Origin of the sequence: Streptomyces sp. 5-10 (assembly GCF_014712245.1) — a bacterium.
Taxonomy (GTDB): Bacteria; Actinomycetota; Actinomycetes; order Streptomycetales; family Streptomycetaceae; genus Streptomyces; species Streptomyces violaceusniger.
Genome location: NZ_JACVYG010000004.1, coordinates 96,516 through 116,779 on the forward strand (window position 1 = coordinate 96,516; position 20,264 = coordinate 116,779).

Genomic DNA, 20,264 nt, shown 5'->3' on the forward strand with positions numbered 1-20,264 from the left:
CCGGTTCGCGGGACTCGTGCACGGCTCGCCGCCTCGTGGGCACCGCTCACGAGGACTCCTTCATGACGCTCCATCCTCCATCGACCACGAGGCTCGCGCCGGTCACGTAGGAGGCGTCGGCTGATGCGAGGAAGGCGACGGCGGCGGCCACCTCGTCCGGCTGCCCGAACCGCTTGGCCGCGGTGGCCGCCACGCTCCGTTCCCGGTCGGCCTCTGCGATCCCGTCCCAGGCGGCGGTGAGGATGGGGCCGGGCAGCACCGTGTTGACCCGGATGTGCGGGCCGTACTCGACCGCGAGCTGCCGCGCCAGTGAGCACAGGGCGCCCTTCGCCGCGGCGTACGCGGCATGCCCTGGCAGGCCGATGACCGCGTGCACCGAGGAGGTGAGGACGACGGACCCCGATGCCTCGCGCAGCGGGCCCGCGAAGGTCTTCATCCCCCGCCAGGCCGGCTTCAGCAGCACGGCCATCTGACCGTCCCACTCGGTCTCGCTCAGTTCGTGTGCGGGCTTGTTCAGCTGGGCGAAGGCATTGCTGTGCAACACGTCCAGCCGCCCGTGACGCTGGTCGACGTGGCGGGCGAGATCCTCCCAGTCGGAGGCGGAGGTCACGTCGCAGCGTACGTACTCCGCCCGCTCCCCGCTCTCCGCGATCTGTGCCGCGACCGCCTTGCCCGCCGCGTCGTCCACGTCCGTGAGCACGACCGTCGCGCCCTCGACCGCGAGCCTGCGGGCCGTGGCCGCGCCGATACCGTGCGCGGCACCGGTGATCACCGCGACCCGCCCCGCCATCCTGCGGCATTCCGTCATCGCACGCTCTCCCCTTCCGATAGGGGGCCACGATAACGCTTTCAATTAATAATGCAAACATCTTGACTGGCTGCGACCGGCGCTCCAAGACTGGCCACCATGCAAGGTGGAGCCCAGGCCCGGGGAGTTCGACTTCACCTGGTTCGACCGGGTCATGGACAACCTCGCCGGGGCGGGGGTGGCCGTATGCCTGGCCACCATGACGGCGCCCCCGCCGCCGTGGCTGTCCCGGCTGCACCCGCACATCCTTCCCGAGACCGCCGACGGCCGCCGCCTGTGGCCGGGCGGACGTCAGCACTACTGCCCCTCCAGCGGCGTCTACCGCGGCCACGCAACGCACCTGGTCGAGCGGCTGGCCACCCGCTACGCCGACCATCCCGCGCTGGAGATGTGGCACATCGGCAACGAGTACGGCTGCCACACCCCGATGTGCTGGTGCGAGGAGTCGGCGGCCGACTTCCCCCGCTGGCTGTCCGACCGGTATGGCGACATCGAGGCACTCAACGACGCCTGGTCGACGGCCTTCTGATCCCAGGGTCACGACAGCTTCGACGAGGTGCCGCCGCCACGGCTCGCGCCGACCTTCCCCAACCCCGCGCAGCAACTGGACGTCTCCCGGTTCTCCGACAACGCCCTGCTGGAGTGCTACCTGGCGGAGAAGGAGGTGCTGCGGCGGATCACCCCGGACGTCCCCGTCACCACGAACTTCATCGGCGTGCACAAGCCCGTCGACGCCTTCCGCTGGGCCGCCGAGGAGGACATCGTCTCGGTCGACAGGGGCTCCATCCAAGCCAGGACCGTGCCCGCCTCCTGGGCGAGGCAGGAGGGCCGGCGGTGCGCACGCTGGACCGGCGGCGTCGGCGAACGCGGTGCCGACGGCGGCGGACTGCCCGGCAAAGCGGCTGGCAGGTGGGTGGGTGGACAGCGGCCGTCCTCGGCTTGCACGGCCTTGTCCGCACCTCATGTTCCGGCTCTCCCAAGGGTCACCCCCGCTCGCGCGAGGGTGACCGTCGCTGGGACCCAGGGCCCCTCTCCCGGGGCTACGGCCCCTGGGCCCGAAGTCTCGTCGTCCGGAGGGCTACGTGCGGGGGAGCGAGGTGTTGGTGATCGGGAGCGGCTGCTCCGTGCCCGCTACGTAGAGGTCCGTCGGAGCCGTGCGCAGTTTGAACGTGTTGTCCTGGCGCGAGACGCGCACGGACAGCACGAAGTAGCCGTCGTCCTCGACGGTGGTCTTCACGTGGTACTCGCTCTCCCAGTAGGTCTGAAGGAAGACCTCGGTGCCCTCGGGCTCGACCCCCTTGGGGAGGCTGACCTTGCCCTGGACGGTGAGGATGTCGCCCGCCTTCACCTTCTTCTTGTTGACCTGGTAACTGACGGCGCTGGGCTTGGCGTTGGCGGCCACGGTGGTGTCCGCGTAGTAGCCGTCTTGCGGGGTGTTGGGGTCGCCGTCCTCGTCGTAGAGGGCCGTGATCTGCACCCGGTGCTGGACATTGAGCAGGCTGCTGCCGCTCACATGGTCGATGGCGACGTCGGGGATGGTGAACTTCCCGTTGGCGTCGGTGACCGGGGTGCCCAGGTGGCGCGGCTCGTAGTAGTTGGGGTCGATCGGGTCGCCCCACGGATTCCAGGTGGTGAAGAGGACGACTTCCTGGATGGTGACGGGGATGTTGGGCGCCGGGGTACCGTCGGCCTTGGTGACGGTGCCGGTGACGTCGACGTTGCGGTTGTCGAAGTCGGTGCTGGTCGGGTTGGTGCGCACGGTCAGCACGTAGGCGTCGCCGGGTGAGGCGTCCGAGGGCTTCGCTGAGGCGGCGGGCGCGGACAGGGCGCCTGCGGCGAGCAGGAGCGCGGCGGTGGCGGCAAGCCGCGTCGGCAGGGACTTCCTGGGCACGGGTCAACTCCAACTTCTGTCGGGACTACAGGAGTCGCGCCGGGCGGCACCGGTTCCGCCGCAGCGCAGGTGTGCGACGCACCAGGTTCGACCGGCGGGGTGGGGCGGGAGTTGTCCCTTGCCCGGACGCTGTTACGCGGCTGTGGCAGGAGATGGGTTTGTCCGGGTTGCGTGTTCACCTGGATGTCAGCCGCAGGCCGCCCCGCATTGCCCTCGGCGACCGCCGCGCGATCCGGACGCCGCCGACGAGGAATGACCCCGGCGAGGGGGCGTCGGCACCCTGCGCCGCTGGCGCCCCTCGCCAGGCGTCAACGCTGGAGGCTGAATCAGCAAACCTAACTGAGCGTTTAGGTCTGTTTCATGGCGTGACGCGGTCACCACCGGACTCGCCGGCTCGAGCTTCGGGTTCACCGCCTCCGGGTCCTCACGGTTGTCGCCGTCTGGCATGAGCCCGGTGCCGTCTGCGCTCGCTACGAGGAGCTGCTCGTCGGCGGCACCGTGCACGACTGGGCCGAGCCGCCGTTCGGCGAGACGTACTACCAGGCCGAGGACGACCCGGAACAGGCGGGCCTGACGCATCGAGGCCGTGAACATGGGATGTGTTCATTCGGGCTCAGTCGAACAACCGGCTATGGATCGGGCGGCAGGAACGCACTTTCGCAGGTGACGGCCGAAGAGTGTGGCCATCGGCCAGCTGGCTGCCCGTGAAGGACTTCCCGTCTCTTTTGGAACATGGGAGGTCCTGTTAGCGTGGCGTAGCTGAGCAGAGAGTGTGGAGTCCGCCTATGTCCTTGACCGACAAGGCAATCGCCCGCATCAGGGAGCTGATCCAGTCCGGCGAACTGCCGCCGGGAGCCAAGCTGCCGCCCGAGCAGCAGCTGGCCACGGAGCTCGGTCTGTCCAGGAACCTGATGCGTGAGGCGGTCAGAGCGCTTGTTGTCGCGCGGGTCCTGGATGTCAGGCGCGGTGACGGGACCTATGTGACGAGTCTGGAGCCCGCGCTGCTGCTCGAGGGGCTGGGCTCGGCGGTGGAACTGCTCCACGGTGACACCCTGCTGGAACTGACCGAAGTCCGCAGGCTCTTCGAGCCCATTGCCACGGGCCTTGCCGCCACCCGGATCTCCGACGACGACCTCGTCGGCGTCAGGCACCACCTTGACGCGATGAGGGCTGCCCGCGACGATGTCGAGCTGCTCAACGAGCACGATGCCGCCTTCCACAGGGCGGTGATCGCAGCCGCCGGAAACAGCACCCTCGCCACGCTGCTGGAGGGCATCTCCAGCCGCACCGTGCGCGGCCGGGTCTGGCGCGGCATGGTCGACGACCACGCCGGTGACCGGACCATCGCCGAGCACGAGGCGATCTACGCCGCACTGCTGCGCAGGGACTCCGCACTGGCCGAGGCAGCGGCGCTGATGCATGTGAGCACGACGGAGCAGTGGCTGCGTCAGCACCTGGCCCACGACGAGACCGCGGGCCGACCGGGACCGGCCGGCGACGAGACGTCGTGGCGGAGTGGCCCCGTACGAGAATGTCCGGACCGCTCCGACCCCACCGGGCCGCCACGATCTCGGACGTGATGACGTGCCGGGGACATGTGAGGATGTGAGGAGTCGACCAACCCACACCGTCAACGTGCCGTCTGTGTGCTTCACCGGATGGAAGCCGTCCCGCCTGTCGGCAGGTCCGCTGCCGCAGGCGGTTCGGCGGTCGGTATGTACGTGGCGATGTACGTTCTGCATGTCGACGACCACCAGGGCGGTGGCCGCCAGGTCGAACGTCACCGGGCCGGGGGAGGGCGTCGAGAGGCCGCCACGTCGTCCTGATCGGCGGCACACTCGTGCGCTCCCGGCGCCGCACCGGAGGTGACGACCGCGAGCGCCCGCGCGCCCACGTGGGCCTACTCCTTGACGTCGCGTCAGGTGTTAGCGTGTGCTATGAGCAACATAGAGGGAAGGCATGACGCCCGATTCGACACCGTCCGCGCCAAGTTCGAACAGAACGTGGCCTCCGGCGAGGAACTGGGCGCGTCCCTGGTCCTCGACATAGACGGCGACGTCGTCATCGACCTGTGGGGCGGCTTCCGCGATCCGGGTCACACCGTGGCGTGGGACGAACACACCATCACCAATGTGTGGTCGACAACGAAGGCCGTCACCAGCCTGGCAGCGCTCATGCTCGTCGATCGTGGCGAACTCGACATTCACGCACCGGTGGCCGAGTACTGGCCCGAGTTCGCCGCCAACGGCAAACAGGGCGTCGAAATCCGCCACCTTCTTTCGCACACCTCCGGGGTCGCCGGTCTCGATCAGCCGGCCGTGCTCGAGGACCTCTACGACTGGGAGAAGTCCACCGCCCGGATGGCCGCTCAGGCCCCCTGGTGGGAGCCGGGAACGGCCTCGGGCTACCACATGACGAACTTCGGTCACTTGCTCGGCGAGGTCATCCGGCGCGTGAGCGGAAAGCCCCTGAAGCGGTTCGTCGCCGAGGAACTCGCCGGCCCGCTGGGCGCCGACTTCCAGATCGGTGCCGCCGAGGAGGACTGGGGCCGGATCGCGAACGTGATTCCGCCACCCCCCATGCGCTTCGACGCCGACGCCCTGGGAGCGGACAACCCGGGCGTCAAGGCCGCGAGCGGACCCGTCATCGAGGCGAACGATGCCAACACACCGAGCTGGCGCCGCGCGGACATGGGCGCGGTGAACGGCCACGGAAATGCTCGCTCCGTCGCACGTGTGCTGTCTGCGATCGCCCGCGGTGGTGAGGTCGACGGCATCCGCCTGCTCGGCCCGGACACGATCGATCTCATCTTCAACGAACAGGCCAACGGCGTGGACGTGGTCCTTGGCATCCCGCTGCGCTGGGGTGTCGGCTACGCGTTGCCCAAGAAGGACACCATCGCTTGGATCCCTGACGGAAAGATCTGCTTCTGGGGAGGCTGGGGCGGGTCAATGATCATCATGGACCTCGATCGGCGCATGACGATCTCCTACATGATGAACAGGATGGCCCCCGGCATCATCGGTTCCGACCGCAGCGGCACCTACGTCACGGCCATCTACGACGCGCTTCAGACCGTTAGCGCTGCAGGGTAAGGACACCCGGTCGCCAGGGCGGTTGGTCGTAGGGGCCGTCGGCGGAGGGGGACGTGCCCTGGTAGAGGAACTGCAGGTTACAGGGGGCGATCGTCATGGTCTGGTCGGGGTTGTTGCGGACCAGGTCACCGTGGCTGATGCCGTTGGTCCAGGTGGCACCGCTGTTGGCCTTGCTCGCGAAGGGGTTGCTTTCGCTGCTGGCCTGCGGGGTCCACGAACCGCTCAGGCTGGAGGCCGTGAACGAGCGGAAGTAGCGCCCCCTCGCACCGATCGCCGCGTGGCGGGTGCTCGACCGCTGCGGACCTGTGCCGCCCGCGACCTGTCACGGAGCCTTGTCCGAGCGCCCGCGCCCCGCGAGAGGGCCCGGACTCGCTCGTGAAGGCGATCGCAACCCAGAGGTCACTGCGCGGTGTATCCGCCGTCGGCAACGGGGGAGTGCCTGTCCGACGCCGTATCAATGGGCGGTGAAGCCACCATCGACGGGGAGAGCCGTTCCGATGACGAAGCCGGCGCCGGGACTGCACAGCCACAGGACGGCTGCTGCGACCTCGTCCGCTGTCCCCAGTCGGCCGATGGGCTGTTCCTTGATGATCTCAGCCATGGCCTCGGCCTGGTTTTCGACCATGTCGGTGACCATCGGGGTGTCGATGACGCCGGGGCACACGGCGTTGATGCGGATGCCGCGGGGCGCGTACTCGACCGCGGCGCTGCGGGTCAGGCCGATGACGCCGTGCTTGGAGGCGTGGTAGGCGGCACGCTCGGGCAGTCCGACGAGCCCGCCCAGGGATGAGCAGTTGACGATGGCGCCGCTGCCCTGCTCGCGCATCTGCCGCAGTTCGTGCTTCATCGCCGCCCAGACGCCGCGCAGGTTGACGGCGTTGACCCGGTCGAAGTTCTCGGCCGTCTCGTCGGCCGCGTCGGTCGGCGGCACCTGGATGCCGGCGTTGTTGAACGCCATGTCCAGGCGGCCGCCGGGGCTTCCTCATGAGCCGCAGGGCGCGGATCACGCCCGAGCAGGCCGGGCTGCCCTACGTGGGAGGCAACCGCCGCGTCAAAGGACTGCGGCGCGAGGAAGTCGCGATGCTCGCCGGCCTCAGCGTCGAGTACTACACCCGTATGGAGCGCGGCCAACTCGGTGGGGCGTCCGAGAGCGTGCTCGACGCGATCGCCCGTGCGCTGAAACTCGACGACGACGTGCGCGCCCACCTGTACGACCTGGCACGCAGCGTCGCACCCGGCTCACGCCGCAAGCGCCCCAAGCGCACTCCCCTATCACCGCGTCGGTGCAGCAGGTCCTCGACTCCATGAGCGTGCCCGCCGTCGTACAGAACGGCCGCCTCGACCTCCTCGCGGCCAACAACCTGGGCCGCGCCCTGTACGCCGACCTCTTCGACATGGCCCAGCAGCCCCCGAACTTCGCCAGGTACGCCTTCCTCGACGCACGTGCGGAGAATTTCGTCGTGGTCCACCGCGACGGCACGGTCGGACCGGCTTCGACCAGGTCGAACGCGCGGTCTTCCAATGGGTCACCTGGTACAACGAAGAACGGCTCCACTCCGCACTCCACTACGTATCACCCGCCGAGTACGAACGCGACTATTGGCGAAGACTGGAGCAACCTCCGCAGTCCGCCTGAGAGCAGACCACCGGACTCTACGAAACTCGGGGCACTTCAAAGGACCTGCAAGCCTGTGGGCTGGGCGGAATCAGTCCTTCGTTGTGTTTTGGCGGCAGCGTGTGTAGTTCGTTCGCGTGGAAGACCAGTGGTTCGCTCTGCGCTCCCTCGTGCAGAGCGATGACTCGACCCACGGCGAGCAAGTGATCGCCTAATGCCTTCACTTCCCAGAGCCTGCAGTCGATCCAGAGCACCGCGCCGGGCAGCAGGGGGTTGCCGAGTTCGGACGAAGTCCACCGCATGCCAGTGAACTTGTCGCCGCCGCTTCGGGAGAACCGTACGCACAGATCATCCTGGCCTGCGGCGAGAACATTGATCGCGAAGAAGCCTGTCTGCGCTATCCGGGGCCAACTGGTAGACGACCTCGCCGCGAAGAAGCCCACAAGTGGAGGGTCGAGGGATATCGAAACGAATGACCCGGCGACCAGGCCGTATGGCCCCTCACTGTCCGAAGCGGTTACCACGGTGACCGGGGTGGGCACTGCCGAGAGTGCCTTACGGAGCGTTGTGCGACTGAGTTCGGGGTCATCCGCGATGTCTGTCATCACACCTCCCATGTGGCCACCGTCTCAAAGGGCGAGGATGGTCATCCTGATGGTCGCGTTGCGGGCTGCTCCGCTCCGAGGGGCGCCCGTCTTCCGGCACCAGGGGGTGGGATAACCCCCTCTTTCTAGCCCGTCAGACGTGTTCGGGCCCAAGACAGGGCGGCCGGGAAGTGCCTTACGCTCGTTACGGGGCAACCCCAGAACCGTGATCCAGGGTCTGCGGCGGCAGTTGCCGGAACCACGAATGCCAGGCCCTGGCACCGGCTTGCCAGGGCCGTCCGCATGTCCTTGACGGCCCTGGCTTGCTCTGAGACGTGCGGATCGGAGCGTGGATGCCCGTCAGGTCCGCTTCCGGTAGCCGCCGGGGCCGTGACATCGACGACAGCGGCGAATGGCTGTCCTCGCTCCAGTGCGGTACGAAGCATGGCGATGATGGCCTCCCGTACTTCGGAGGCCGGCTCTCCGCTTGCCGTGAGCGTCACCACTGGCCAGCCCTCGAACCGCGTCTCCATTGGCTGTACTCGCTTCCCGTCGACTCCTCTTAAGTTAGGGCACCCTAACTTAAAGCGAACAGCGTTCGCAACGTTCAGGAATCTCCGGGCTCGCCCGCGATCCCCCAGCTCTCCGCCGGCACAGGGTGCAGTACCACCCAGGTGTGCTGCCGGACCTCCGGGCCGAAGACGGACTCGGCTGCATCGGTGAGACGCTCGATCAGTTGCTTCCGCGTCTCCGGGGTAAGCCGCTTCTCGTACAGTTTGACCTCGATGAGGGGCATCAGGGATTCCCTCCGTGTGCTCCATGGGATAGCGGGATCAGCATGACTTCCTTGAGGCTGTCAGCGAAGGCATCAACGAGACAGTTCACTTGACGCTCAGTCAGCCCCGGATGGCAGGGCAAATTGACCTGCTCTTCGAACCACAGGCTTTCGGCAGTCGGACACTCTCCCGGGCTGTGGCCCCGGGCCCGCCATTCCGGGACCAGATGAAGCGGAAAGTAGCGGAGTTGGATCTCCACACCCCGCCGGTCCAGGGCCTGGACCAGACGAGCCCGGCCGTCCGCGCCGCCGGGCACGAAGCAGGTGTACAGGTGGTGGGCGTGCCGGATCCCGTCTTCGGGCCGCTGGACCCGTACGCCGGGGTACGCCGCCGCCACCTCATCGAGTCGGTCGGCGATCTCGCGGCGTCGTGCGACGAAGGTGTCCAGCTTGGCCAATTGGACGGAGCCGACGGCGGCCGCCGCCTCGGACATGGTGGCGTTGGTGCCGGCCCGCCGCACGGATTCGCAGGCTCCCTGGTAGACGTATTCCGAGTACTGCATCCACGGGAGCAGCTCGGGGGCTCTTGCTCCCGAGGGCCGGGACTTGCCGAAGACTCCGTCGACCTGGTTCGACCGCAGACGGTCTATCCGTTCTGCCCAGTCGTCACGGTCGCAGGTGATCATGCCGCCTTCGCCGAGGGTGGTGATGTTCTTCGACGAGTGGAAGCTGAAGCAGGCGATATCGGCCAGGGCGCCGGGGCGGCGCCCCCGGTATTCGGCGCCGAGAGCGTGTGCGCAGTCCTCCAGCACCACGATGTTCCGGGCCCGTGCCAGGCGCATGATGGCGTCCATGTCGGCCGGCCAGCCACCGTAGTGGACCAGGAGGATCGCGCGAGTCCGGTCGGTGAGCAGAGCGGCCAGATGGCCCGCGTCCATGTTGAGCGAGTACGGATCGACGTCGCAGAAGCGCACTGTGACATCCAGATCGAGCAGTGGCTGGATGGTCGCCTGGAAAGTCTGCGGGGTGACCACGACTTCATCACCCGGACGAAGGTCGAGCAATCCGATGGCGATTTCCAGGGCGACGGTTCCGCTGGTCACTGACAAGGCGTGACGGACACCGAGGTAGTCGCGGAACTCCTCCTCGAACCTGTTGCGCCATGCCCCCATTGTCAGTGGAGCGTCGGAGTGCAGCACATCGGTCAGGGCCCGGAACTCGGCGTCGTCGAGCACGCTTCCGCGCCGGGCGAAGGGTACGTCGTACACACGGTCAGCCTTCATGTAATCCCCCTGAGTAACGTTTGGACTGCCGGCGTCGCGCATCCGCCGCAAGTGTCTTCTTGTCGACCTTTCTCAGCCCTGTGAGCGGGAAAGCGTCGTAGATCTCCAGCAGGTCCGGGAGTTTGAAGTCGGCCACGCCCGCGGAGCGGAGCATCCGTTTCAGTTGCCCCAGCCGCGGTGGTGTGCCGTCGGGTATCACACAGGCACAGATCGCCTCGCCCAGTATCGGGTGGGGGACGGCCACCACGGCGGCTTGGCCGACGTGTGGGTGGCCGATCAGATGCCCTTCGAGCTCGGTGGCGGAGACCTTGTCGCCACCGCGGATCACGACGTCCTTCACCCGGCCCTCGACCACGAGGTCGCCCCGCGGGGTGACCCGGACCAGATCGCCGGAGCGGAAGAAGCCGTCGTGCGTGAACGCCTTGCTGTTGTGTTCCGGAGCCCGGTAGTAGCCGCGCAGCGTGTAGGGGCCACGTGTGACGAGCTCGCCCACCTCGCCAGGCGCCACCTGAGCACCAGTCACCGGATCCACGACGCGGATCTCGTCGGCGGGGGACACGGGACGTCCCTGGGTGCCGAGGACGACCTCGGCCGGGTCGTCGGCCCTGGTCATGGTGAGCAGACCCTCGGCCATGCCGAACACCTGCTGAAGCGAGCAGCCCAGCACGGGGCCCACCCGTTCGGCCACTTCCCGGTGGAGTTTGGCGCTGCCGATCTGCAGGCACCGCAGGCTCGTCAGGTCGGGCCGGGAGTGTTCGGCCTCGTCCATCCACAGATGGGCGATGGTCGGCACCACCGAGGTCAGGGTCACCCCCTCCTTGGCGATCAACCCGAAGCACTCCTCCGGGCTCGGGTCCGGGGCAAAGACCACGGTGCCCCCCGAGTGCAGGACGCCGAGGATGCCGGGGCAGCCCCAGGTGAAGTTGAATTCGACCGGCAGCACCGCCAAATAGACGGTGTCCGGGCCCACGCCGCACACCTCGGCGGTTGCGCGGATCTGGTAGCCGTAGTCGTCGTGGGTCCGCGGTATGAGTTTCGGCAGCGCGGTGGTCCCTCCGGAAAGCAGGAAGAAGGCGACATCCGCCGGGTCCGATTCACCTTCACCGCCTGCGGTGGTGCGCGTGGTGCGGGCGCTCACGGCCGCGCCCGCAGGCAGTTCGTCCAGTCCGATCACGTCCGACGCCCTGTCGGTACCGGGGTCACCCGCCACCAGCGTGAGACGGACGGAAGGAACCTGCTCGCGCAGCGAGGCCGACAGGCCGAGGTAGTCGAATCCCGGTTGGCGGCCTGGCACCACGTGAGCGATGGCCTGCGAGATCTCGCACAGATGCCGCAGCTCGTGGGACCGGTGTGCGGGCAGGGCGAACACCGGCACGGCCCCCACCCGGAAGAGGGAGAAGCAGACGGCCACGAACTCGGGAATGTTGGGAAGCTGGATGACGACCCGGTCGCCCGCGCCGATACCCAAGCCCCGCAGGCCCGACGCCAACCGGTCCACCCAGGAGTCCAGTTCGGAGTAGGTGATCCGGTGTCCCGCCCCGACCAGGGCAACGCGGTCCTCGTACTGTGCCGCCCAGCGGCGCAGCGCGGCCCCGAGCGGTTCACCAGCCCAGTAGCCGGAGGCACGGTAGCGGGCCACCTCGTCTGCCGGCCGGGCAACGCATCCTTCGAGCATCGTCACACCTCCGCCATCACACGCTCGGCAAAGAGCCGAAGAGCGCGTTCACTCTGTTCGAGTGGCATGTGGCCGGGGCTGATCTGGATACTGACCGTCAGGTCGTCGCCGTACCACTCGCGGATCGCGGCCAGTTGGTCTCGTACCTCCGTGGGGGTACCGGCCAGCACCTTTCCGGCTGCGAGCGCGTTGTGGAAGTCGTATGCACGCACCTTGTCGACGAACTTTTCGTACCCTGGGTACTGGTCACTGCGCGCACCGGCCCAGGCCGCCACGGCGCCCGCCATGTGCTCGATGTAGTTGTGCTCGAACAGTTCGGCGGCTGCCAGGGCTTCGCCTCTGTCCTCTGAGAGGTAGCAGGTGTACTTGATCTGGATCCGGCCCCTGCCGGAGTGACCGCCGGCCGTCCATGCCTCCCGGTACGCAGCCAGCATCTCCTGGAGTTGCTCTTTGGAAGTGACGGAGGGGACGACCTGGAGGTGGTTTCCGGACTTGCCGGCGGCGGCACAGGACTCAGCGCTGGTCGCGGAGGCGACGAACACCGGTGGATGCGGGCGCTGGAGGGGGCGCGGCAACAAGGTGATCGGTCCGAACGTGTAGAACTCGCCCGACCAGGTCACGTTTTCGCCCGTCCAGAGAGCCTTGCAGGCCTCAACCGTCTCGGAGAACCGCGCTCTGCTCTCCGACATCGGAACCTGGAACCAGTCGAACTCATCGGGTAGGAAACCCCTGCCGAATCCAGCGTCGAGCCGGCCGCCGGAGAGGTTGTCGAGCATCGCCAGCTTGGCCGCCGTCTTCAGTGGATGATTGAAAGCGGCGATCACCGCCCCGGTGGTGATCCGGATGCGGCGTGTCCTGGCGGCGATCGCGCTGAGCAGGGTTACCGGATCGGGACAGTACCCGCCGTATGCCGATCCGTAGTGCTCCACGGTCTGCACATGCTCGAAGCCCAGGCTGTCGGCGAGCACGGCGAGGCCGATGGTCTCTTCGTAGTACTGCGGAGCGCTTTTGCGCGCCGGGTCGACGACGGGGAAGAAGTTCAGTCCGAAGTCCATGGAAACTCCAAGGCATCATGTGATCAGGGCGTCCGGGCAGACGCATGTCCTTCGGGACGTGGCCGGGCCACGCCCCGAAGGGGCGGCTGCAGCGTGAGGATGTCCGCCGGGCCGGTGCCGGGACCGACTCAGGGCATGGAGAGGGAGGAAGGTGTAGCGCCTTGCCGGCCCAGGCGTCGTCGCAGCTCCGCGACGACCTCACGTCGGTCATCCAAGAGGTGGAAATGGCCGCCGGGGTGGACTGTGAGATCAAAGGCGGCGGTCGTGGTATACCGCCAGGACCGTACGAGGTCCACCGGGGCCTCCTGGTCCGCCCGGCCCGTCATGGCGGTGACAGGGCAGGCAAGCGGAGGCGTGGGCCGGTACTGGTAGGTGTCGATGAGCCGGTAATCCTGCCGGACGCGGGGCAGCCAGACGTCCCGTGACGCGGCGTCCGTGAACAGACGCGGGTCGGTGCCGCCGAGCCGCACCAAAGCGGTGATGAAGGCGTCGTCGTCGAGCCGGTGGGTATCACCAGGGCGGTGCAGGGCCGGGGGCACCGTTCCGGACACGACCAGGCGAGTCAGGCCAACCCGGACAGAGCAGCGGCGTGCGACCTCGTAGGCGACGATACCGCCCATGCTGTGACCGAACAGCGTAGTGGGCCGCCGGGGCAGAAGCGCCAACTGCGCCGTGATGCGCTGGGCAAGGACGGACATGGTGTCCGGGGCGTCATCGGGGGTGCCGTACCGCACGGAGACCAGTTCCACTCCTGGGCCGAGGTCCTCGGCCCAGGGGGAGAACATGCCCGGTGCGGCACCCGCGTGCGGCAGGCATACCAGCCGCGCGAAAGGCCGGGCTCCGGTACGGTGACGGTGCAACAGGGTAAGGGGCCCTTGGCCGGTGGCGGGGTTCATCGACTCGGGTCCTCGTCGTTTTCCGCAGGTTCCTGCCGTATGACTGCGGCGAGAGCGGAAACGGTTCGGTGTTCGATCATGCAATGCAGCAGTGTGTCGAATCTTTTCCCGGCCGCTTGCGGCACCCGTTCACGTACGGTGCTCACGAGTTGGGTGGCCAGCAGAGAATCTCCGCCGATGGTCAAGAAGTCCTGATCAGCGCCGATCTGATGGGGGATGTTCAGTACCTCGGCCCAGAGGTCGGCGAGTTGCTTCTCCAGTGCGTCCCGGGGCTGGGTCACCTCCTGCCGGATGGCGGCAGGATCGGACGCCGTGGACAGCCATGCCCGCAGGGCGGTCCGGTCCACCTTGCCGTTGGCGGTGAGTGGCAGCGAGTCCAGCACGTATATGCGGGTGGGGACCATGTACACCGGCAGATTGTCGGTGAGATGCGCGCTGAGTTCGTGGGTGTCCACTCGTGCCTGGTCGGCCTTGAACCGGGCGGCGAGCAACCGCTGTCCCAGGGAGCGCGGAAGCGGATCCGCGGCGTGGCCGGGTTCTTCCGGCAGCTGCCATTGGTCGGTCGCTCCTGCCTGCCGCAGTGCGTCCCACCACTCGTCCCGGCTGAGCAGCATGCGGTCCTGGCCGCGCCGGACGTCCGTAAAGCCCACTCCCTCCGCCCCCACGTCGATCAGGAACGCCATGAAGATCATCAGCTCCAGGGACTCCCTGGTGGGCTCGGTGAACAGCAGCCATCCGCCGGGGGTGAGCAACTGCCGTAGCCGCCCCAGCATCTTGACGGCGTTTTCCGCGTTGTGCAGCACATTGGCGGCGACGATCACATCGAAGGAGTTCGGAGCCAGCCCCTGGGGACGGTAGTCGACGTTCATGTCGAACAGTCCATAGTCCACGAAGGGGACGGCGGCGAACCGCTGACGGGCCCCGTTGAGGAAGTACGGCGACACGTCAGTGAACAGGTACTCCACATCCAGGTCAGCGAGGGCTTCGAAGGCGTCCGCGCTGGTACCGCCCACGCCGGCTCCGACCTCCAGGACACGCAGCGGGCCGTTGCCCTCGGTGCGGCGCAGCGCGATCTCGCGCAGCGCTCCGGCGGTGGCCGCGTTGGTGTAACGCGCGATCAGGCTGTCGGTGAACAGCGATACGGCGGTGTCCGTGCTGCCTTCGGGGAACAGGAGGTGGACCTCGTCCTGGTCGCCGCGTACCAGTTCGGGAAGGCGTGCGCCACTGCGCCGGAACAGGTCGATGGCCTCGGCGGACCACTGGTCATGGCCTCGTGCATGGACGTCGCGCACCAGTTGCCAGGCGGCCTCCACGTCCTGGTGGCCAGCGAGCGGACGCCCTTCGGCGGCACGGTGGAGGTCGGATTCCGGATCATGGATCAACCTGCCCGCGCCACGTAGGATGCCGAGCCAGCGCCGGACGATCCACTGATGCCGCGGTACGGCCCGGGTCAGTCGCAGGACTTCGTCCGTGGTGTGCGCCTGCCCGGCGGTAGTGAACGCTCCCATCTCCCGCAGGGCGTGTTCGAGCGTGACCACCACTGCTTCGTCCAGGGATGCCTGGAACTCGTTCGCCCGTACCGGATCGACGGCTTCAGCGGCGTCTCGCCCCGCGCTGTGGGCCGCCGCCGCGATAGCCGTGATCGGGGCGCCCTCCGGAGTGCGGCGTCGGCCGGTCACCAAGGCGACCAGGCGGCGGTCCGCACGGTCGCCGTCCGCCAGGACACACGCCGCCCCGACCGACGGATGGCGTTCCAACGCTGACTCGATCTCGCCGAGTTCAACCCGGTGACCGCGCACCTTGACTTGCGAGTCGGCCCGGCCCAGGAACTCGATGGTGCTGTCGGGTAGATATCGGCCCAGGTCGCCGGTCCGATACAGCCGCTCACCTGTCACGGGGTGGGTGAAGAAGCGTTCTGCCGTCCGCTGGGGGTCCCCCAGGTAGCCGAGGGCCAGCCCGGCTCCGCCGATGAACAGTTCACCGGGGACCCAGTCCGGACGCGGGCACAGATCCGGATCCAGCACATGAAAGGTCTGGTTCGCCAGCGGTTTCCCATAGGGGATGCTGCTCCAGTCCACTCCCACGGTTTCGATGGGATGGTGGATGGACCAGATGGCTGCCTCGGTTGCACCGCCCAGGCTGATCACTCGAAGGTTCGGCAGCTTGGCCCGGATCGAGTCGGGCAGCGTGACGGGTATCCAGTCGCCGCTGAGCAACGCCAGCCGCAGACAGGACAGGTTCCACTCCGTTTCCTGGTCAGGGGTGCTGTACTGGGGGCCCAGACAGTCGTCGAGCATCTGGAGCTGGGCCGGGACCGAGTTCCACAGCGTTATCCGGTGTTCCTGGATCAACGCTGCCCAGTGGGTGGGGTCTCCGCGTCGGTCCGGATCGGGTAGCACGAGGGCGCCACCACGGGCAAGCGGGCCGAAGATGTCATAGACCGACAGGTCGAAGCTGAGGCTCGCGAGTCCGAGCACCCGGTCTCCCGGCTCCACCCCATAACGGGAGTTTATGTCGCTCACCGTGTTGAGCGCACTGGCATGGCTGATCATTACGCCCTTGGGCGCACCGGTGGACCCCGATGTGTAGATGACGTATGCGAGATCGTCCGGCCCGGGCCGGTGCGTCTGGTGGTGCTCGGGGACCGGCTGGAGGCCGTCCACAACGGTCACGGTGACGGGGTCGGGCCAGTCCTCCGGGTCGGTGTCGCCGGAGCGTACCAGCACTTGCCGGACACCGGCGTCGGCGAGGATGCGGTTCCGCCTGGCGGCGGGCTGGGCGGTGTCGAGCGGGAGGTAGGCGCAGCCCGCCATGAGCGTGCCGAGCGTCCCGGCTACTTGCTCCCACCCCTTGCTCATCGAAATGGCGACAACCTCGCCGCTGGTACATCGTTCCCGTAGCAGGCCGGCCACGGAGGCCGCCCGCCCCAGGAGTTCCCCGTACGTCAGGGAGCCATTGGCCGCGATCACGGCGGTGCGGCCGGGTGTCCTCCGGGCCTGGGCGACCACCCCGTCGTGCAGCAGGCCTTCAGGGATATCGGCCGCTGTGGCGTTGACCGCTTCCCTGCGGCGAGCCTGGTCGGCCGGCAGGGGGCGGGGCGTCGGATGGTCCCAGGCACGAGCGGGTTCGGTGTGTCCGGCAGCGAGGTGTCGCACCAGGTCGGTGTAGGCGTCAAACATCGCGTCGACGACGCCTTCGGGGAACAGCGCGTCCACACTGTCCCAGGTGAGCAAGAGCCCACCGGGTGTCTCGTACAGCTGGTGGTCCAGCCACACCTGTGGGGTCTGCGAGACCATCCAGCTCATTTCGCCGAACTGCTCGCGGAAGCCCTCGTCGACGAACTGCCCGCCGATGCTGCTGGCGAAGACCACGGGAGCGGAGATCGGGCCGCTTCCGTGCTGGTCGCGGCCGATATCCCGCATCACCTCGACAGCCGAGTACGCGGAGTGCGTGACATCCTCCTGGAAACGTTCCTGGACTGCGCGCACCCGCTCGGCGAAGGTGCGGCCGCCACCGGTCTCCACCTCCAACAGAATCAGATTGGTGAAGTCGGCGACCATGTGTTCGACATCCGGGTGGCCGGACTGCCGGTCGAACAACGGAACGTTGAGGAGGAAGCGCTGATCGCTGCTCCAACGGCCGAGTATGTCGGCGAAGGCGGTCGCCATCACCATGGAGGGCGTCACGCGGTAGGCGCGTGCGCGGTCCTTCAGCCGGTCGAAGAGCGCTTGCTCGATCAGGTGGGTGCGACGCCGGAAGCGCGGCCGGCTGATCCGGGCGGGGTCCGTGGCCAGCGGCAGCCGTGGGCCACCAACGCGCACCCGGTCGGCACGCTGCTGCCAGTAGGCCCGCGCGTGCTCGCGCTCCTCTGCCCGACGGGCCGTCACGTCCGAGAGGTACACGGGGAAACTCAGGCTCAGCGGCGGGAGTTCGCCGCCGCGGTACAGGACCGCCAAGTCCGCCATGAGCACCTGGATGCTCATCACATCCGCGACGATCAGGTCCACGTTGAGGTGCAGCCGGGCGCCGCCGCCGGGCAGCAGCGAAAGCTGTACGTCGAAGACCTCGCCGGCGCGGATGTCCAGTAGCCGGTGGGACAGCTCTTCCCGAATGGCGGCCAGTCGTTCCTCGGCCGCGTCGGGGCTCAACACCCGCAGGTCGTGGCAGGTGAGCCCGGGCCAGGGGGAATCGGACGTGATCTGCTGGCGTCCGTCGTCGAGAACGACCACGCGCAACATTCCGTGGCGCGCCACCAGGGCCCGTACCGCCCTGTCGAGACGGTCGCAGTCGGCGCCGGGGCCATCGAACTCGAAGTACCCGTGACAGCCCACTCCGCCGAGGACTTGTCCGTCCTTCCGGCCCATCCAGTAGGCATGTTGTACGGGTGTCAGGGGGAACGGGGCTTCTGGGTCGATGGGCGTTGCCGTCTCGGATTGTGGCTCCGGCGGCGGCCCGGTGTGGGTGGACAATGCTGCCCACCAGCCGGACAGGGTCGGGTTGACGGCGAGGTCGCGATAAGTTACTGACGCGCCCGCCCGGCGCCAGCTCCCAACCATCGTCATCGTGGTGACGGAATCCATGCCGAGGCCCACGAGGTCATCGACGTCGGCTAGCTCGTGCGGTTCCAGATCGAGCTTCCGGGCAATCCAGAGGCGTAACTCCTCCATGCTGGAGGGCAGATCGCCGGGATGCGACTTCGGCGAATGCTGGGACCGTAAAGGAACGGTAGACGCGTTGGCGGAACGAGGCAAGACCCCTCCAGACCGACCACTTCCGTGACGTGTGCTTGCAAGGGCGTGCTGATCTTTGCGCCCAGCAAGTATTACTAGGACGTCTGTCGGTTAGCAAGAGGTTATAGAAGATCATTTGCGACCGGCGTTCGCAAGTGTCTTCCTGTGAGGCGGGTTTGCCTGGTTGACGCTCTTGGTCGGATAATGTAGAGATGCTTTAACCGTGGTCGTCAGCCAAGTGGTCGGATCCTCTTTCTCTCCCGCCTGAACTGCAGCTTTGTGGTCCGCTTCAGCAAGTCTGGGTCAGTGGCGAGCCGCCTCCTCGGGTGTCTCTTTCAGCTCGGGGGGCGTCTTTCTGCCCTTGCTCGCACTGCCGCCGGAATGATTTTTATCGATGAACGTGATGAGCGTGCCGATCATCGCTATGGCTGTGGCGGACCAAAAGGCGGATGTGAACCCCGAAGGCTGTGGAAGTTTTGTGCCGGAAATGGTGCGAGAAGCGAGGATGGCGGTGGCGAGCTGGCTGCCGACGGCGCCACCGACGGTACGAGCCACGGTGTTGATGCCGTTTGCCGTGGCTGTCGCCGTCGGCGGTGTCACATCGTGAATGAGTTTAGGTAGGGCTGCCATGGCGAAACCGAATCCGGTTCCAATGACGGCATAGCACACCACGGCCTGCCATTCGTGCGCATGGAATAGTGCCAGGAGCGCCCCGCCGACCGCGCTGATCCCGAGTCCGAGCGCGAGGGGAGCGCGCGGCCCCAGCCGGGTCTCGACGCGCCCGATCGTGGAACTGGCCGGGAGGCCGAGCAGTGTGCCCGGCAGCAGGATGAGCCCGGCAACGGTGACCGAGGCGCCGAAACCGTAATCCACCAGGCGGGCCGAGTGCGGTGGCAGCCCGACGGGCAGTTCGGCGAGCTTGGGAATGAGGACGTAGAAGACGAACTGGGTCGCGCCCAGCAGGAAGGCGCCCAGATGGATGCGGGCGATCGTGCGCCCCAATAGCAGGTCGGGGTCGATCAGCGGGTTTCGCACACGGCGTTCCCACCACAGAAACACACCAGAGACCACTGCACCGCCGGCGAACAGGCCGAGTACCCGCCCGGACGACCAGCCCCAGGCAGGCCCCTCGGTCAGGGCCAGCAGGACACAGAGCAGACCGAGGCCGAGCAGCACGGCCCCGGTGACATCCAGGGGCGCCGGGGCGGCCTTCCGGCTTTCGGGGACATACCGCAACACCGCTGCCAGTGCTACCGAGACCAAGATGGCGCTGGCAGCGAACAGCCAGCGCCATGAGGCATGGTCGATGATCAGGCCGCCGCAGAGCAGCCCGGCGCCGGCGGCGCCGGCCACCAGGCCCGAGGTGAGCCCGAGTCCGAATGCCACGCGCTGTGGGGGCAGCACCTCGCGGATCAGCCCGAGGGCGAGCGGCAGTAGCGCGAGGCTGACGCCCTGGACGGCCCGGAACGCGATGAGTGAGGCGATGTTCCAGGCGAGGGCGGCGCCGAGGATGCCGAGCAGATGGATCAGGAGGGTGGTCACCAGCACGCGGCGCTTGCCGTGGCTGTCACCGAGACGGCTGATGAGCGGAGTGAGGATCGCGCTGGTCAGCAGAGTGGCGCTGAGCACCGCCCAAGAGGCGGCCGCGGGGGTGGTGCGGAGTTCTCGCTGCAGGCTCCCGAGGGTGGGTACCAGCATGGTCTGCACCAGAGAGTACGACAGAACGGCCAGGATCAGGGCAACCAGAGGTTTCGCACCTGATCGAGAGGCGGGCGCAGTCAACGGTCTCCTCGGAGTCCGACGGGGTTCATAGTTTGCGAACGGCGGTCGCTAATTGAGCATAGAACCCTGTACCAG

At 67.6% G+C, this 20,264-nt stretch carries 12 protein-coding genes and 5 pseudogenes; 5 read left to right on the forward strand and 12 right to left on the reverse strand.

All coding sequences use genetic code 11. From position 1 onward, the window contains the following. Positions 1–46: 46 nt before the first annotated feature. Positions 47–808: an SDR family NAD(P)-dependent oxidoreductase gene (locus IEJ02_RS06645; protein WP_223863485.1), complete on the reverse strand. Its 762-nt coding sequence runs from the start codon at positions 806–808 to the stop codon at positions 47–49. A 103-nt stretch (positions 809–911) separates the two neighbouring features. Here IEJ02_RS06645 and IEJ02_RS06650 point away from each other — a divergent pair. Then, positions 912–1,583, forward strand: a pseudogene (locus IEJ02_RS06650) (beta-galactosidase); the annotation flags it as partial. A 303-nt stretch (positions 1,584–1,886) separates the two neighbouring features. Here IEJ02_RS06650 and IEJ02_RS06655 read toward each other — a convergent pair. Next, positions 1,887–2,699 carry an acyl carrier protein gene (locus IEJ02_RS06655; RefSeq protein WP_191063861.1) on the reverse strand — a complete coding sequence of 271 codons (813 nt, stop codon included), beginning with the start codon at positions 2,697–2,699 and terminating at the stop codon, positions 1,887–1,889. Between the two features lie 785 nt (positions 2,700–3,484). Between IEJ02_RS06655 and IEJ02_RS06660 the strand changes: the two genes are divergently transcribed. Beyond that, positions 3,485–4,279: a FadR/GntR family transcriptional regulator gene (locus tag IEJ02_RS06660; RefSeq protein WP_223863486.1), complete on the forward strand. Its 795-nt coding sequence runs from the start codon at positions 3,485–3,487 to the stop codon at positions 4,277–4,279. A 357-nt stretch (positions 4,280–4,636) separates the two neighbouring features. Further along, complete coding sequence (locus tag IEJ02_RS06665) at positions 4,637–5,794, forward strand: serine hydrolase domain-containing protein (RefSeq protein ID WP_191064037.1); 1,158 nt, start codon at positions 4,637–4,639, stop codon at positions 5,792–5,794. On the opposite strand, the pseudogene IEJ02_RS06670 reads toward IEJ02_RS06665, so the two are convergent. Both IEJ02_RS06670 and IEJ02_RS06675 read right to left on the reverse strand, forming a co-directional pair. Next, positions 5,778–6,068 (reverse strand): annotated as a pseudogene (locus IEJ02_RS06670) (non-reducing end alpha-L-arabinofuranosidase family hydrolase); the annotation flags it as partial. The gene IEJ02_RS06665 and the pseudogene IEJ02_RS06670 sit on opposite strands and share 17 nt — an antisense overlap. 180 nt (positions 6,069–6,248) lie before the next feature. Beyond that, positions 6,249–6,764 (reverse strand): annotated as a pseudogene (locus IEJ02_RS06675) (SDR family oxidoreductase); the annotation flags it as partial. A 14-nt stretch (positions 6,765–6,778) separates the two neighbouring features. Between IEJ02_RS06675 and IEJ02_RS06680 the strand changes: the two are divergent. Further along, positions 6,779–7,251: pseudogene (locus IEJ02_RS06680) on the forward strand (MmyB family transcriptional regulator); the annotation flags it as partial. A 41-nt stretch (positions 7,252–7,292) separates the two neighbouring features. Further along, a pseudogene (locus IEJ02_RS06685) lies at positions 7,293–7,430 on the forward strand (IS3 family transposase); the annotation flags it as partial. 17 nt (positions 7,431–7,447) lie between these two features. Here IEJ02_RS06685 and IEJ02_RS06690 read toward each other — a convergent pair. The 8 genes from IEJ02_RS06690 to IEJ02_RS06725 form a co-directional block, all read right to left on the reverse strand. After that, entirely contained in the window at positions 7,448–8,014 is a 567-nt protein-coding gene (locus IEJ02_RS06690) for a flavin reductase family protein (protein WP_223863487.1), read from the reverse strand. 586 nt (positions 8,015–8,600) lie between these two features. After that, a complete protein-coding gene (locus IEJ02_RS06695) occupies positions 8,601–8,789 on the reverse strand; it encodes a tautomerase family protein (RefSeq protein WP_191063863.1) in 189 nt (62 codons plus the stop codon). Next, on the reverse strand, positions 8,789–10,093 hold the full coding sequence (locus IEJ02_RS06700; protein WP_223863488.1) for a DegT/DnrJ/EryC1/StrS family aminotransferase: 1,305 nt from the start codon (positions 10,091–10,093) through the stop codon (positions 8,789–8,791). Before IEJ02_RS06700 ends, IEJ02_RS06695 begins: the two co-directional genes overlap by 1 nt. Then, positions 10,041–11,726, reverse strand: coding sequence for a (2,3-dihydroxybenzoyl)adenylate synthase (locus IEJ02_RS06705; protein ID WP_191063864.1), 1,686 nt, complete (start codon positions 11,724–11,726; stop codon positions 10,041–10,043). Before IEJ02_RS06705 ends, IEJ02_RS06700 begins: the two co-directional genes overlap by 53 nt. Positions 11,727–11,728: 2 nt before the next feature. Further along, positions 11,729–12,781, reverse strand: a complete 1,053-nt coding sequence (locus IEJ02_RS06710) for an LLM class flavin-dependent oxidoreductase (protein WP_191063865.1) — start codon at positions 12,779–12,781, stop codon at positions 11,729–11,731. 128 nt (positions 12,782–12,909) lie between these two features. Further along, the gene (locus IEJ02_RS06715) at positions 12,910–13,677 is read right to left on the reverse strand and encodes a thioesterase II family protein (RefSeq protein WP_223863489.1); all 768 of its coding nucleotides are present in this window, start codon (positions 13,675–13,677) and stop codon (positions 12,910–12,912) included. Next, positions 13,674–18,344, reverse strand: a complete 4,671-nt coding sequence (locus IEJ02_RS06720) for a non-ribosomal peptide synthetase (protein ID WP_191063867.1) — start codon at positions 18,342–18,344, stop codon at positions 13,674–13,676. The genes IEJ02_RS06715 and IEJ02_RS06720 overlap by 4 nt, the downstream gene beginning before the upstream one ends. Before the next feature lie 366 nt (positions 18,345–18,710). Next, positions 18,711–20,105, reverse strand: a complete 1,395-nt coding sequence (locus IEJ02_RS06725; protein WP_191063868.1) for an MFS transporter — start codon at positions 20,103–20,105, stop codon at positions 18,711–18,713. Positions 20,106–20,264: the final 159 nt, after the last annotated feature.